Consider the following 15343-nt stretch of genomic DNA (forward strand, 5'->3'; position numbering starts at 1 on the left):
TGGGCAGATTCGTGTCAGGGACCGCCGAGCCGTTTATATGCCACGATTGACAGCATTCGCCGCAAAAACGAGCGTTGGGGGATGAAATGCGACGGGCCGCAACGGGTCGAGAGTGATCATCTAGCCGACACCCTTGATCGTAGAAAGACTACCGGGCGTTACCGGGCGTATGCTCCAGATAGGTGGCCCAGTCGGACATCATGGACGATCGCTTTTCAAACAGGTCGCCGCGGGCGTATGCTGCTTCGGATTTGTCTTTCAGCAAGTGCGCTAGAGCAGCCTCTGCCACTTCGCGCGGATAGTGCGTAGTTTCGCCAACCCAGTCGCGGAAGGTGGACCGGAATCCATGCGCGGTAAGGTTTGATCGATCCATGCGCTTCAACATCTGAAGGAGCGCCATGTTGGACAGCGGTTTATTCTTGCGCTGGCCCGGAAAAACGAACTCGTTCTGCTTAATGGCCTGCATTTGTTTCAGCAAGGTCACCGCGGGCAGTGATAGCGGGATGCGGTGCTCCTTACCGGCCTTCATGCGCTCCGCGGGGATTCGCCAAATCGCAGCTGTGAGGTCGAACTCGTCCCAACTCGCATCGATGACTTCGCTGGTCCGCGTGGCCGTCAAGATCAGTAGCTCCAACGCCTTCGCGGCCATCGTATCGATGGTCCGAAGCTGCGTCATGAATTTGGGCGCATCTGCATAAGGTAGCGCTGCGTGGTGAACTACTGCTTGAACTTTAGAGCGCTTGGGAAGCAGATGGTCCAAGTGGCCTTTCCACCGAGCCGGATTCTCGCCGACACGATGTCCACGTGCAGTAGCCCAGTCAAGTACGGATTCGATCCGACCACGAACGCGTGAAGCCGTTTCGGTCTTTGAGATCCAAATCGGCTCGAGTGCCTTCATGACAAGGTCCGTGTCGAGTTCGGTGATCGGCAGGGCCCCGAAATGCGGGGAGGCGTAGGTCGCGAGCGTATTGCGCCATTGATCAGCGTGCTTCGCGTTCTTCCAGCCACTCGAATGAGCGTCGATGTAGGCCGCGGAGCATTCGTCAAACGTGGTCGCCTTGACGGCGTTGGCTTTGACCAGCGCTTGCTCTTGTTGCTTCGCATCGAGCGGATCGATTCCCTCGAGAAGCTGCTTGCGGACCTCAAGGGCCTTGATGCGGGCGTCCGACAGACTGACTGTGTGGACCGAACCCAGACCCATGCCGCGCGCTCGGCCGCTCCTCATGTATCGGAACAGCCAAGATTTCACTCCGCCCTTAGTGATCTGCAAGTAAAGGCCGGCCCCGTCGCCGTACAGTCCAGGCTTCGACAGTCGATTGACCTGAAGCGCGCTAAGTTTGTTGATTGCGTTTGCCATGTTGAGAGTTTACCTCGACGACTATCGAAATGACTATCAAATTGTCGCTGGATTCATCTGGAACATGTCGGACGCTAGGGGATGGAAAACCACGGGAATCCCTTTGAAATAAGGGGGTGTTTGGATTTTGTTGGAATTTTTTGGAATGCGGTTAGAAAGACACCCCCTCCGCCAAGCATCTAGCTTTGCAAAGAAGTGCCCGCTAACGTAGCGGGCATTTTTTTCGTCTGTACGCTTCGAATATTAGACATTCGTCTAATATTTTCGGGCCTGTCATTAATTTCGTGTTTGAGGCATAACATGTCGCCAAGGAGTGACTATGCCTCGCAAACCGAAAACCCCACCGGCGGAGCTGCCGACGATCCCCGCCGAGCTGCTTGAGCAGCGGCACGGACGTCTCGACCGAGTTCATCAGCTCGGTCACCGATGAGGTGATGAGTGAAGTCCCCGCCTAGCAGTCCCGGCCACTCGAACCGATGTATCCGGTCGTGTTCTTCGACGCGCTGCGTGTGAAGATTCGCGAGGATGCTGTTGTACGCAACAAGGCGGTATATCTGGCGCAGGGCATTCTGCCCGACGGTACGCGCGACATTCTTGGACTGAGGATTGAAAACGCCGAAGGCGCCAAGTTTTTGATGGCAGCCTGACGTGATACATCATGGCTGATTGGGGCCGCGCAGCCAAGGACTGGAAGACAGCAATGAACCAATTCGCAATCCTTTACGCGGATCGATTCGTTCGACCGTCCCCGTGACGCTCAACCCGCCTCGAATACGGAAATTCTGACCCTCCCTTGACTACTGGGTAGGGAGAAAGCACGACGATGGCGGACGGGAGATTCGCCGAACGTCGCTATAATAGGGCGCATCGCATTGCTCGATCAGGGCTGGCAGATCGCCAGTCCCCTTTCCATCGGTCTGCTCATTGATGCCCACTCGTCGCCTCAAACTCGCGCACGGCTCTCCTGTTCCCCTCTACATCCAAATCAAGGACATGCTGCGCACAGGCGTTCTTGACGGCACATACGCACCTCACAGCCGGATGCCCTCGGAGAGCGAGTTGCAGGCGATGTTCGACGTCAGCCGCATTACCATCCGTCAGGCACTCGGTGATCTGCAAAAGGAAGGCCTGATATTCAAGGTACACGGCAAGGGGGCGTTCGTATCCCAACCAAAAGCCTTCCAGAACGTCACGTCACTCCAGGGGTTCGCCGAGGCCATGTCGCGTCTGGGACACGAGATCGTCAATCGTGTCGTGCACTTTCGCTTCGTACCGGCGCCATCGGAGGTCGCCGAGCGCCTCGGTCTCGCAGAACATTCGACGGTCACTGAGATCCGCCGGGTACGTTTTCTCAACCGAGCCCCCGTTTCCTACGAAATCACTTATCTGCCCGAATCGCTCGGCCGGCAACTCCAGCGCGCCGATCTGGTCACCCGAGACATCTTTCTGATCCTCGAGAACGATTGTGCGGTGCCGCTTGGCGCCGCCGACCTGAGCATCGATGCCGTTGCGGCCGATGCGCCCATCGCGCAAGCGTTGGACATCCAGGACGGCGCTCCATTGCTCCGGATTGTGCGGCTCACACACGATAAGGAAGCACGCCCGATCGATTTCGAATACCTGTTCTTCCGGGGCGACACCTTCCAGTACCGTTTGCGCGTTGACCGAGAACTTCCGTCCGCACGGAAGTGATAGCGTTACTTCATTTTCGCGTCGTCATTTCGCGCGCCTCTGCTCGCCGTACCAAGGGAGTAAGCGCCGAACTCCCAAATCGAACAGGTGATCGGCGGCGAACCCCATTATTCCAAGCAACGTCAGTCCGACGAACATGTTGTCGACGCGAAATATCTGTTGCGACATCTGGATGAGATACCCAATACCGTAATTGGCTCCCGTCAACTCGGCTGCGACAAGCACCACTAGCGAGAGAGAAAGACTCACTCGCACGCCGGCGATGATGAACGGCAACGCCGCCGGCAGGATAAGAAAGATCAGCATTCGCCAGTGCGATGCGCCGAGACTGGCAGCCGCTCGCTCGAGCAGCGGATTGGCGTTGCTCACGCCGAGATAAGTGTTGACCCAGATCGGGAAGAACACGCCCCAAGCTATGAGAAAGACCTTCGAGCCTTCGCCGATACCGAACCAGAAGATAGCTAGGGGCACGAACGCAAGCGATGGGATTGCACGCAGCATTTGCACGAGCGGATTGATAAGGGCATTGAACCAAGGCGTACGGGCCATTGCCACGCCGAGCACAACGCCCGCGCTGCCGCCGATCAGAAATCCGACGCCGGCGCGCCACAGACTGTCCAGCACGTGACGTTGCAGTTCGCCGGTGCCCGCCAGTTGCCACATTGCACGTAAAACCGCCGACGGTGCCGGCACCATCACTGGGTCTACCAGGGCGCTATCGCTAACCCATTCCCAGATGCCGAAAAACAGGATCAGCCCAAGCGCTCCGAGCCATGTGTCGCGAACGCGCGCGCGGCGCACCGAAACGGGGATACGGCTCATTCCGACACCTCGGCTCCGATGGCACGCGAAAGTCGCTCATAGAGTGAGTTGAAGCGCGCAGACGTGCGACGGCGTGGGTGTTCGAAATCCGCTAACGAGATATCGTCCACGATGCGCCCGGGGTGGGGCGACATCACGATGACGCGAGATGCTAGGTAGACGGCCTCGGCAATGTTATGCGTGACGAAGACGACTGTCTTACGTGTGTTCCGGTGGATCTCAAGCAATTGCACCTGAAGGTCGCGACGCGTCATGGCGTCGAGTGCGGCAAAGGGTTCGTCCATCAGGAGGATGCTAGGGTCGGTCGCGAGCGCCCGGGCAATCGCCGCGCGTTGCTTCATGCCGCCGGACAATTCGAATGGATAGCGGCGTGCTGCCTCGTTCAGCCCAACGGCGGCCAGATGCTTCTCGACCCGCGTCTGGCGCTCCGCTGCTCGAACCCCGGCCATCCTTAGCCCAAACGCAACATTACCGGCAAGCGTAAGCCAGGGGAACAACGAATACTCCTGGAAAACGACGCCACGCTCTGGCGACGGACCCCTCACTGGCAAGCCTGCCACACGCAGATATCCTTGGGTAGGGCGAACGAAACCGGCGATCATGTTGAGCAACGTCGTCTTTCCGCAACCGCTGGGGCCGAGCAGGCAGAGGAATTCGCCAGCCTCGATGCGCAGATCGACATTGGCCAACGCCATGCTGATCGTACCGTCGCGTGCCTCATATTGGTGTCCCAGGCCAACGCATTCGATCAGGGCCGTTGCCCGCGCCTCATCTGGCGCGAACGACGCGACCTCCGCGAACGCGGCACTTACATGTATGGGTACACTGGCATTCATCGAATGCTGTCCAGAATGCCGGTCACCACGACCTGATTGAAGTCGGGAATACGGGCGCCGGGCCGTACCAGCTTATTGTCGATTGCCCAACGCGCCTGACTCTCGAGCTCACGCACAACGGACGCCTTGTCGATCCCTAGGCCGAGATTGAGCTTCGGCCAGTACCGGGCGGCCAGCGCGGGATCGAAGTTCACGCGTTGCGCGACGAGAGCGGACGCGCGCGAGGGATCCGCCGCATTAGCCGCGTCAGCAGCACGAACCGCGAGTAGCGCCCGTCGCAGCAGATCCGGGTGTTTGTCGATGGTCGACTGCAACGTGATGACCGCCGAGATGGCGTGATACAGGCCCGGTGTCGCAATCGTATGGAACTTGCCCCGGCCCTGTGTCACCGCCTGGGATATTGCCGGCTCGGTCCAGACGAATGCATCGAGCGACCCGTTCACCAGACTGCTGACGAAATCCCCCGGGGAGAGGCTGACAGCCGTGATGTCAGACCACTTCAGACCCTGCTTTTCGAGCAATTTCGAAAGGTAATAATGGGCATTGGTGCCCTGTGAATAACCGATGCGCTTACCTTTGATATCGGCGGCCGTCCTGATCGACTGATTCGCGACCAACTCGAACGGCTCGTAGGGGGCTCCGTTGCCGTTGTTCGTGGTGGCGACGATCCGCACTGGCACACCGTTGAGCGCAGCGAATACGACAGGCGTTTCCGCAGCGGTGCCAATTAGCACGCGATCGCCAGCAACGGCGTCGAGCACGAGGCGGCCGCTTGCAAAAGTGATTGAGTTCGGAGACAGCCCTTCCTTTTGCCAAAGCTTGTCGGCGTCCGCCACGAAGAATTGAGCCCAGCCAAGCGAAAGCCCTTCGCCAATGGTCACGGCCTGTGCCGCTGCCGAGGGTGTATCTACCGTTGCAAGAATGGAAAAGGCCGCCGCGGCCGCCATGCCGGGTAATCCTGCAAGTCGCATGCGCCGGCGAGGGCGCAAGCCACGATCCGGGCCAGGCAGCGTGCGGGAAAGCAAACGGGGCAGCGGGAAATTCAGGAACGCAGAGAGGCGCATGTGGGTAAGGTGCGAAAGCATCGTCAGAGGTGACCGGGAGCGCTATGAGGCGCGTCGAATCGAAAGCCTTGTTAGGCAATGGGGAGGCGGTGAAGCGGCATGGCGTATGACCTCAGGTCAGACGTCCCGAATTCTTGAAAGCACAGGGAACGGAGAAATCCGTTCGAAAGCGCGAGCCGCGCGCAACACGAGATCGTCACGATGCCGAGGGCCAACAATCTGCAACCCAATTGGCAAGCCATGTGCACTCAGCCCGATTGGCACGGAGGCAGCAGGTTGTTGGGACAGATTGAACGGATATGTGAACGGTGAAATGGCCGCGCCTGTGGCATACCCCTCGGCGGCAGGGTCTGCTACCGGCGCTACCGTGGTGGTGGTCGGTGTAATCAACAGATCCCATTCGTTGCCGACAAACGCCGTGAGACGCTGCGCCAGATGCTCGCGCGCCTGCACGGCAGCAAGATATTGCACCGCTGTGATGCCCATACCACGCTCCGCCGCAGCTCTGAAGCCCGTTTCGGCCAGCGCGTGCCGCTCGGCAGGAATCGACTCGAACAGACGCGCCACGCCAGCGTCAACCAGAACGCGAAGGAACGTCAGCGGGTCGCCGATATCGGGGTCGGCGCGTTGCACTCTCGCCCCAAGCGTCTGAAACAAGGCCGCAGCCTTATCGACGCGGTCGGCAACCTCGGGATCCACGCGAGCGAAGCCCAACGTCGGACTGAACGCAATGCGTAGCCCTTGTATGCCGTCGTCCAGACCAATCAACCAATCGCGCTCGACGTAAGGCGGTGCGTACCAGTCACGTGCGTCTGGACGCGCAATGACGCGCAGCAGACGTGCGGCATCGGCCACAGTGCGCGTCATCGGAGCTATGTGGAACAGCGTACCGGTGTGCGCTGCGGGGTATCCGGGGGCGCGCCCGAAACTGGGCTTGAAGCCGAATACACCCGAGTGCGCTGCGGGTAACCGGGTCGATCCGCCGCCGTCGGTCGCAACATGCAGCGGACCGTAGCCGATCGCGGCTGCGGCTGCCGCACCGCCGCTACTCCCGCCCGGCGTGTGATCCAAATGCCAAGGGTTACGCGTGATGCCTGTAAGAGGACTGTCCGCGAGGGCCTTCCAGCCATACTCCGCCGTCGTGGTTTTGCCAAGAATTACCGCCCCCGCTTCATGCAGCCGCGCAGCCGCAGGCGAGTCTTCGTTCCAGTCCTGATCTGGATCAACCAGGCGACTTCCGCGCAGCGTCGGCCATCCCCTGACGAGAAGCAGATCCTTGATAGTGACTGGCACACCATCGACGCCATGCGCTCCGCCAATCGCATGCCCGTCACGCCACCGCGTCTCAGACGCGCGCGCCGCCGCCAGGGCTTGCTCGCCGTCAAGCCACGCGAAAGCGTTGATGAGTGGTTCGTTAGCTTCGATATGAGCGAGGACGTCGGTGACGACATCCACTGGCGAGAATGCGCCGCTCGCGTATCCCGCAACCATCTGCGCTGCCGTAAGCAGGGCAAGCCGGCCGTGTGCATCGGTAGACGGGGCTGATGGCACCGATGCGCCTGACTCGGCAGCGTGAGGGGGGGCTGCGGACGTTGTCGCGAATGAACTCATGCAAGGCTCCGGATGATGGAAAGCGAGTGATCTGCCATGTCATAACGAGTTAATGGCATTGTCGCGTCTGACTCGATGTCATCCAACCAATCAATCGCGATTTGAATATCGGCGGCGAAGATTACCGATCTGTCACAGCATTGTGGCCGGTGATGTACTGTGGCAGCCCATTCGCCGTTGCACCCAGACGCGTCGAAGTCCGTGCATGTAGCAGATTGGCCAGCGAAGCCAGTCGGCGGTCGGACAGAGCGGGGCCGATCAGACTTAGCCCGAAAGGCAGCCCATCGTCGCGCATGCCTGAAGGCACGCTAATGGCGCACAACCGGAGCGGATTTGCGAAGTAGGTATAACGCCCCATACGCGCATTCGCAACGATCGGGTCGGCAGCGACGGCCTCACAGGTTGGTAGCGTGCCGCATGTCGGCACGACCAGCAGTGGCAGCGTCGCGAAGGTCGCGTCGACGGCGGCGCGATACTCGCGCAAACGATATATCGCATCGAACACATCGGCAGCGGAGTAACGCGAAGCTGAGCACAATGCGTCGAGTACCATCGGATGAATCTGCTCCGGATGCTGCGCTGCGCATTGGCCGTAAGCAATGCCACGCTCGGCGACCAACGCGCTGTTGAAAACGAGATCGCCCGCAGCCAGATACGGCGAAAAGTCGACGCCAACAGGCTCGCCGCCCGCAGCAATGAGGGTATCCAGGGCGCGTGCGTATTGACGCTCCGCATGTCTGTCGCCAAAGAACTCAAGTTGATTGTCGGCCACAACCCCGAAGCGGAAGCGATCGGGAAGGGCTTGCGCCGGAGCCAGCACAGCTTCGCGACTCGAGAACGGGTCGCGAAGGTCGTGGCCAACCAGAATATCGAACACAGCATAGGCATCGTCCACCGTCAACGCGAATACAGGGGCCACGTCAAACGTACGATTGCAATAGACAAACCCGGCCATACCGATCAGCCCCGGCGTCGGCTTTAATCCGACAATGTTGTTACAGGCTGCCGGCACTCGCCCCGAACCGCCGGTATCCGAGCCGATCGAAAACGCGACATGCCCTTTTGCCACGGCCACCGCTGAGCCAGAACTCGAGCCGCCAGGAATATGGGCGCGACTAAAAGCATTGCGGCAATGGCCGGTGAGGTTACGCGTGCCGACCAGTCCTGTCGCGAACTGATCCATATTCTGCTTGCCGATGAACAGCGCACCGGCTGCGTCGAGCCGTTCGATGACCGTGGCGCTCTGCTCGGGAACATAGGCGAACGCGTCACAGCCCGCAGTGGTTGGCACGCCAGCTACGTCGATATTGTCCTTGATGCCGTAGGGCACGCCGAAAAGCGGAAGTCTTTCGCCCGCGGCCCGCCGCTCGATGAGCTTACGTGCGCGCGCATAGGCTGTCTCTCGCGGCACGACGTGCAGCCAGATGAAGGGGTCATCGTCGGCGGCAATCCGCCGATAGACTTCGTCAACGACTTGTAGGGGGGTGACGTCATCGCGCGAATAGGCAAGCCGAAGCGAGGCGAAGTCGAGACTGAGCGAAGGCAGGTTAGGGCGTGGCATGGAAACAGATGCGATAGTCGCCTGTAAGGCGAGGACGTTGGCGACGAAGTCACTGGCGGGCGGTATGCCTCACGAGCGAGTGCCGTGATGGGTGCCGATCTGGGCGATGGCAATACGTGCGGCCTTACGCACTTCCGGATCGCCGTCGTTTAGCGCGACGTCAAGCACGCCGAGGGCACTGCGGTCTCCGATTTCGCCAAGCGCCAGTGCGGCCTCCTTGCGCACGTTGCTCACGGGATAGGCAAGCAGCGCGCAAAGCGGGTGCGTACTGTCCGATTGTTGCAGGCGCCCAAGCGCGCGGGCCGCTTGCAACGCGACTTGCCAATACGAGTCATCGAGTGCGGCCTCCAACGAAGCACGCGCGCTGGTCAGGCGCAGCTTGCCCAATGTGGACGCGGCTTCCTCGCGAACCTGCCATTCGTTGTCACGAAGTGCTACTGTCAATGTCGGCAGCACGTGCTCGCCGGTCGTAAAACCCAGCGCCCCGGTCGCGGCCCGTCGCACATCGGGAGAGTCGTCGCTGCGTGCCAGTGCAGCAATCTCGTCTATCGCCGGTGCGTGGCGCAGCCAGCCGAGGACACCCACCGCTTCGCGGCGAACCAGTGCGGAGGTGTCGGCCAACGCCGTGCGCGCAGGCTCGGCGGATTGGGGCAGACGCAGCTCGCGCAACGCACGCAGCAAGGCCGCGCGCCCAAATGCATCCGCGTCAGCCAGGTGAGCCAGCAGGCGCAATCCCACTTCGGCAACTTTGAGCGCCGAAAGACTTTCGGCGGCAGCGTCACGTGTGCCGACGTCGCTGTCGCGAAGCGCGGCGCACAAGGCATCGACCGCCTCCGGCGTCTCCCAGGCGCTGAGGCGTTCCGCAGCGGTGCGCCGCACGTCGGCATCCACATCGCCTTGCAGCACCGCTACGAGCAACGGGAGATAGACCTCGTCTTCAAGGTCAGCGGCATCGATAACTGCCAGGCGCCGAACCACGGCGTCCGGGGCCAGGAATCGTTCGCGCAGGCCTTCGTCGTCCCGGGTGTCGAACAGCACAGCGTCTTTGGGGGGAAGGGCAAACGTCATAATGCGGAACCTGCGGAAGTGGGGATTCTGATATCGCCCAGCGGGTTGAGCCGGGCAACGGGATGAATCGGTGCGTTGTGGCGCAACAGTGTCAGGCAGTGCTTTTTCAAGGCGACGAACGCGGGCTCGGTCACAAGGTCATGCGCTTCGTCGCGCTCGCGCGGACGGGCGAACGGCACACGAATGTCTTCGATGATTGTGCCCGGCCCGGCACTCATCACAAGAATTCGGTCGGCGAGAAACAGTGCCTCGTCGATGTCGTGCGTCACGAACACGACACTCTGACGATGCTCGCTCCAGACATCGAGCAGCAGCGCCTGCATCATGCCTCGTGTTTGCGCGTCGAGCGCACCGAATGGTTCGTCCATAAGCAGGATGCGCGGACGATTGATCATGGCACGAGCAATTTCCGCACGCTGCTGCATGCCGCCAGACAATTGTGCGGGATACCGGTCGGCAACCCCGGCCAGACCGACGCGTTCGAGCAGCAAGCGGGCACGACGGTGGCGCTCGCGCTTGCTCACACCTTTCATCTTCAGGCCGAATGCAACGTTATCGAGTGTTGTGCGCCACGGCAGTAGTGTGTGGTGCTGAAACACAATGCCCCGATCCGGATGCGGCCCGTCGATATGCTCGCCGTCGAGCGTCGCCCGGCCGGCACTGGGTGCAATATGGCCGGCAAGCACTCCGAGCAAAGTCGATTTGCCGCAACCCGATGGACCGATAATGCAGACAAATTCGCCCGGCTCGATGACGACATCGACCGTGCGTACTGCGTCGATGCGCTGCTCGCCCCGACCGAGTGTGATGCCCAACTGCTCCAGCATGACTCGCCCCGTGTTGGTCGCCGGGGCGGCGACAGGTTCGCGAGCACTCATTGCCGGCCCCCAATGGCGGCGAGCCACGGCGTCAGGCGACGCCCGGTCATTCGCACGAGGCCGCTGCAGCCCATGCCCAGCGCACCAATGAGCAACATGCCCACGACAATGTCGGGATACCGCTGCACGGTATAGGACTCCCACGCGTAATATCCGATGCCGAACTGGCCTGAGATCATTTCGGCCGTGACGAGGCAGAACCACGACGTTCCCATCCCGATGGTCATTCCGGTCACGATACCCGGCGCGGCGCCGGGCAGAATCACTTCGCGCAGGATCGCACCCGGACCGGCGCCGAGACTGCGTGCTGATGCCACTAGCCGTGGATCGACACTCTCCGCGCCGTGTATCGTGCCAAGCAAAATCGGAAAGAAAGCGCCGATGTATGTGATGAAGATCATCGAGAGTTCGGACGATGGGAACATCAGGATCGCCAGTGGAATCCACGAGACCGCTGGGATCGGACGCAGCACTTCAAGCGGCGTGAGCAGGCCAAACCGTGCCCATTGCGAGCGCCCGATCGCCAGACCGATCAACACGCCACTCGCCACCGCACTCAGGTAACCGCTCGCTACCCGTCTTATGCTACTTGTGAGGTGACTCACGAGCTTGGGCGATTGCAGCAGATCCCAGCCCGCAGTGAGCGTCTGAGCAGGCGTGGGCAAGTTTTCGAATGAAATCAGGCCAAGATTAAGTCGATGCGTCGATGCGATGTGCCATAGCAGCACACATAGCGCGAGCGACGCCCATTGCAGTCCCGATCGGACGCCTCGTGCTTGCAGGGGCGTGGCCCGCCCGCCGCTTGTGCTTACCGTCGCCATCGTCGTCGACCTCAGCGAGTCGCCAGCGCAGCGGGTTGGAGGGCGTTGGCAAAGTCGAAGACCTTGGCGCCATGTGCCTGTGCCCACGTCTGTGCACGCTGCTTGAGCAGAAACGCGCTCAGCCGGCCATCGGGTTCGCGGGCGAACCAGGCCTGATTGCCGAGGAGCTTGATGCCCGTTTCGCGATCCTGAGCATAGAAGACACGGATCTCCTTGCCTTGCTCGCGCAGCTTCACGAGTTCGCTAAGCGCCTCTTCGGGGGCGGCATAGCTGCGCAGCGTCGGCTCGCCTCGCACCCAGATCTGGGCTACGCGCTCGAACTTGACGATCGGCTTGCCCGTGATCGCGTCATTGGCCTTGAGCGGCGTTTGCGCGTAGTTCTTCAGTGCTGCATCGTAGTCGAGCTTGTCGGCTTTGAACGCCGCGCGAAGATAGCGATCATCGATGAAATGGGCGACGTCAAGATCACCATCGGTGCGCCCCAGGAGCTTAAGCGTATCAAACGAGGTCTGCAGGGCCTTGCGGTATTCGGGCTTCCAGGTGAGATCGCGTGTTTGCAGACCTAGCGGGCCATGGAAAAGATAGTCGACCTCCGGTTCGATGCCTGTAACCTTGGCAATCAGTTCACTGTACTTCTCTGGCTCCGCAGCGATGAGGCGATTCGCCTCGATCACGGCTCGCAGATAGGCAACGACGATCTCGGGATACTTCTGCGCATATGCTGTCTCGACCAGCGTTCCGTGGAACGTGGCCGAACCGCCTTGTGAACCGTCGTAGATCTTGCGCGCAAAACCGCGATAAGGGAACAATTCGGCGAAAGGCACGAAATCGGCATGCGCATCGATCTTGCGACTTTGCAACGCCGGGCCAGCGACCTCAGGTGCCTGGGTAATGATATTGACGTCGCGATCGGGACTCCATCCTTGTGCGGCGACAGCACGCAGCAACATCCCGTGTGCGGTAGAAGCGAAGGGCACCGAGATCGTCTTGCCCTTAAGGTCAGCAATGGACTGCACTACGGAGTCTGCCGGCACCACAATCCCGTTACCACTGCCTTGCACGCTACCCGAAAGCACGTTGATGAAAATGCTCCCACGGCCGGCTTTCTGGTTGGCGACACCGTTTAGCACACCGGGAAAATCGGCCATGGATCCGAAATCGAGCTTGCCTGCGATCATTTCGTTGGTGATCGGCGCTCCGCTAGTGAAGTTCTTCCACTGGATGTCGTAGACCGCATCCTTATACCTGCCGTCATGTGGCAAGTACCTGTCGAGCAACTTCAGTTCCCGGATCAAGGCGCCGCCGGTTGCAGTATTTATCGTGGTGTCCTGCGTGCCAATGGCGATACGAATGGTCTCGGCGTAAGCGCTGCCGGAGAGCAGAGCGGTGATGGCGGTCAAAGCTGCGGCGAAGCGAAACGTGCGTTTCATGACGCTTTCCTCGGTCTGGGTTGTGTGGGGGAGAACGCAAACAAATGGGGGGCGAAAGGTGCGCAGCCGTATGGCAGCCAGGCCGAAGCTATTCATCATCGCAACAAATATGGAATGGCGACGTGCACTGCGCCGGTCGGGCAATCCTTCTCACACGGCATGCAGTACCAGCATTCGTCGAATTTCATAAAGGCTTTGCCGGTCTCGGGATCGATGGCGAGTAGGTCCATCGGACAAACGTCGATGCAAACGGTGCAGCCCTTGTCGGCGATGCATTTGTCTTCATCGATCGTGACAGGGGCGCTTGTGCGCAGATGCGCCTCGCGGGGAACCAATGCCATTGTGTTATCTCTCTTAATTTTTCTTAGGCAGCTTCGGGTTGTTCGGTGCGGGCCACGCGCAGACGTGAGTACGCGCCGCGCTCGCTCTCGTCGATCGGCACGACATAGGGCTCGACGGGCTTGGTAAATGACGTCATCTCACCATGGGCATCTTTCTTGAGATGCGTATGGCAGAACCAATCGGCATCGTTGCGCTCGGGAAAATCGATGCGATGGTGATATAGCCCCCAGCGACTTTCCTTACGGAATAACGAGGCGCGTGCGGCCATTTCGGCGCAATCGCGGATCGCCATTACCTCGACCGCACGCATCAGTTCGTGTGGGCTGGTCGCTCGCAATTGAGACAGATCCTCGCGAATCTCTTCGAAGCGTTGCAGACCGATTTCCATGCGCCGCGTGACTTTGGGCGGTTGCAGATAGTCGTTGACGAAGCGTCGCAACTTGTACTCGACCTGCGACGGCGGCAGGCCGTGTGAGCGGGTGAGCGGAGCGAAGACCCGTGCGCGTTCCGCCTCGACCTGCGCCGCATTGATGTCCGCCAGTCTGGCGGCCTGAGAGTATTGCGCGGCACTCTCGCCGGCGAACCATCCGTAAGTGAATGCGCCAAGCATGTAGTTGTGAGGGACAGCCGCCATGTCACCGGCCGAGTACAGACCGCGCACGGACGTCGCTGCGTGGTCGTCGACCCAGACACCAGAGGCGCTGTGGCCGCTGCAAAAGCCGATTTCGGAGATGTGCATCTCGATCATGCGCGTACGATAATCGTTGCCGCGGCGCTCGTGGAAACGCCCACGGCTCGGTCGCTCGTTGGTGTGCAGAATGGTCTCGATGGTTTGGATCGTTTCTTCCGCGAGGTGGTCGAGCTTCAGGAAGACAGGGCCGTTGCCGCTCTGGAGTTCCTGATAGAACTCCCACATCATCTGGCCGCTCCAGTAATCACATTCGATGAAACGCTCGCCCTGCCCGTTAGCGGTGTACCCGCCAAGTGGTCCCGTGACGTACGCACAGGCCGGGCCGTTGTAATCCTTGATGAGCGGATTGATCTGAAAGCACTCCAGGTTCGCAAGCTCCGCACCGGCGTGATACGCCATCGCGTAGCCATCGCCGGCGTTTGTGGGATTCTCGTAGGTGCCCATCAGATAACCCGAGGAGGGCAGACCGAGTCGGCCAGCCGCTCCGCAGCACAGGATCACGGCCTTGGCGCGAATTACGTAAAAGTCAGCCGTGCGGCAGTCGAAACCCATGACGCCGGCGATCTCACCCGACGGCCCCGTCAACAAGCGGGTGGCGACGACACGGTTGGTGATCGACACGCGGGCACGTTTGAGCTGACGATAGAGAACCTTCTTCACATCGTGCCCTTCGGGCATCGGCAATACGTAAGCGCCCATGTGATGGACTTTACGTACGGCATAGTCACCGGTTTCGTCCTTTTCGAATTTCACCCCCCAACGATCCAACTCCTCGATTGTTCTGAAGCTGTGCTTCGCGTATGCATAAACCGTCGCCTGGTTGACGATGCCGTCGTTGGCAACGGTGATCTCCTTGGTGTATTGCTCCGGTGTGGCATGCCCCGGAATGACGGCATTGTTCAAACCGTCCATGCCCATGGAAATCGCACCGCTGCGCTTGACGTGCGCCTTGTCAAGCAATAACACGCGCAGATTCGGGTCGCGCTGCTTTGCTTTCACTGCGGCCATCGGGCCGGCAGTGCCACCGCCGATCACGACGATGTCGTATTCGAGTTCGTGAGTTTGCATGGATCTCTGGGGCGTGGCGGCACCGTGATTGTCGGTAAGCTCACCAACTTGTTATAACAAGTAAGGACTAGATTGTAGGAAACAGGACTGCGCGAGGGAATG

At 60.3% G+C, this 15343-nt stretch carries 13 protein-coding genes and 1 pseudogene; 2 read left to right on the forward strand and 12 right to left on the reverse strand.

The window, feature by feature from the left end; all coding sequences use genetic code 11:
- Positions 1-148 precede the first annotated feature (148 nt).
- Positions 149-1357: a tyrosine-type recombinase/integrase gene (locus PCO31110_RS23615; protein WP_150691582.1), complete on the reverse strand. Its 1209-nt coding sequence runs from the start codon at positions 1355-1357 to the stop codon at positions 149-151.
- Positions 1358-1743: 386 nt separating this feature from the next.
- On the opposite strand from PCO31110_RS23615, the pseudogene PCO31110_RS23620 reads away from it, so the two are divergent.
- Both PCO31110_RS23620 and PCO31110_RS23625 read left to right on the forward strand, forming a co-directional pair.
- Positions 1744-1995, forward strand: a pseudogene (locus PCO31110_RS23620) (transposase); the annotation flags it as partial.
- Positions 1996-2284: 289 nt separating this feature from the next.
- The gene (locus PCO31110_RS23625; RefSeq protein ID WP_036661915.1) at positions 2285-3049 is read left to right on the forward strand and encodes a GntR family transcriptional regulator; all 765 of its coding nucleotides are present in this window, start codon (positions 2285-2287) and stop codon (positions 3047-3049) included.
- A 24-nt stretch (positions 3050-3073) separates the two neighbouring features.
- Here PCO31110_RS23625 and PCO31110_RS23630 read toward each other — a convergent pair whose 3' ends face one another.
- The 11 genes from PCO31110_RS23630 to PCO31110_RS23680 form a co-directional block, all read right to left on the reverse strand.
- Entirely contained in the window at positions 3074-3871 is a 798-nt protein-coding gene (locus PCO31110_RS23630; protein ID WP_010805421.1) for an ABC transporter permease, read from the reverse strand.
- Positions 3868-4707: an ABC transporter ATP-binding protein gene (locus PCO31110_RS23635; protein WP_150691583.1), complete on the reverse strand. Its 840-nt coding sequence runs from the start codon at positions 4705-4707 to the stop codon at positions 3868-3870. Before PCO31110_RS23635 ends, PCO31110_RS23630 begins: the two co-directional genes overlap by 4 nt.
- The gene (locus PCO31110_RS23640; protein WP_217427300.1) at positions 4704-5654 is read right to left on the reverse strand and encodes an ABC transporter substrate-binding protein; all 951 of its coding nucleotides are present in this window, start codon (positions 5652-5654) and stop codon (positions 4704-4706) included. The genes PCO31110_RS23635 and PCO31110_RS23640 overlap by 4 nt, the downstream gene beginning before the upstream one ends.
- 234 nt (positions 5655-5888) lie before the next feature.
- Complete coding sequence (locus tag PCO31110_RS23645) at positions 5889-7382, reverse strand: amidase (RefSeq protein WP_150691584.1); 1494 nt, start codon at positions 7380-7382, stop codon at positions 5889-5891.
- Positions 7383-7503: 121 nt separating this feature from the next.
- Positions 7504-8943 (reverse strand): allophanate hydrolase, encoded by a 1440-nt coding sequence (locus PCO31110_RS23650; RefSeq protein WP_150691585.1) that lies wholly within the window; start codon positions 8941-8943, stop codon positions 7504-7506.
- Between the two features lie 69 nt (positions 8944-9012).
- Positions 9013-10011 (reverse strand): HEAT repeat domain-containing protein, encoded by a 999-nt coding sequence (locus tag PCO31110_RS23655; protein ID WP_150691586.1) that lies wholly within the window; start codon positions 10009-10011, stop codon positions 9013-9015.
- Entirely contained in the window at positions 10008-10889 is an 882-nt protein-coding gene (locus PCO31110_RS23660) for an ABC transporter ATP-binding protein (RefSeq protein ID WP_036661913.1), read from the reverse strand. Before PCO31110_RS23660 ends, PCO31110_RS23655 begins: the two co-directional genes overlap by 4 nt.
- Positions 10886-11710 (reverse strand): ABC transporter permease, encoded by an 825-nt coding sequence (locus PCO31110_RS23665; protein WP_010805414.1) that lies wholly within the window; start codon positions 11708-11710, stop codon positions 10886-10888. The genes PCO31110_RS23660 and PCO31110_RS23665 overlap by 4 nt, the downstream gene beginning before the upstream one ends.
- An 11-nt stretch (positions 11711-11721) precedes the next feature.
- Positions 11722-13140 carry an ABC transporter substrate-binding protein gene (locus tag PCO31110_RS23670; protein ID WP_010805413.1) on the reverse strand — a complete coding sequence of 473 codons (1419 nt, stop codon included), beginning with the start codon at positions 13138-13140 and terminating at the stop codon, positions 11722-11724.
- 95 nt (positions 13141-13235) lie between these two features.
- The gene (locus tag PCO31110_RS23675; RefSeq protein WP_010805412.1) at positions 13236-13481 is read right to left on the reverse strand and encodes a 4Fe-4S dicluster domain-containing protein; all 246 of its coding nucleotides are present in this window, start codon (positions 13479-13481) and stop codon (positions 13236-13238) included.
- A 23-nt stretch (positions 13482-13504) separates the two neighbouring features.
- On the reverse strand, positions 13505-15241 hold the full coding sequence (locus PCO31110_RS23680; protein ID WP_150691587.1) for a fumarate reductase/succinate dehydrogenase flavoprotein subunit: 1737 nt from the start codon (positions 15239-15241) through the stop codon (positions 13505-13507).
- Between the last annotated feature and the right edge of the window lie 102 nt (positions 15242-15343).

Source organism: Pandoraea communis, assembly GCF_902459745.1.
In the GTDB taxonomy this organism is placed as follows: Bacteria; Pseudomonadota; Gammaproteobacteria; order Burkholderiales; family Burkholderiaceae; genus Pandoraea; species Pandoraea communis.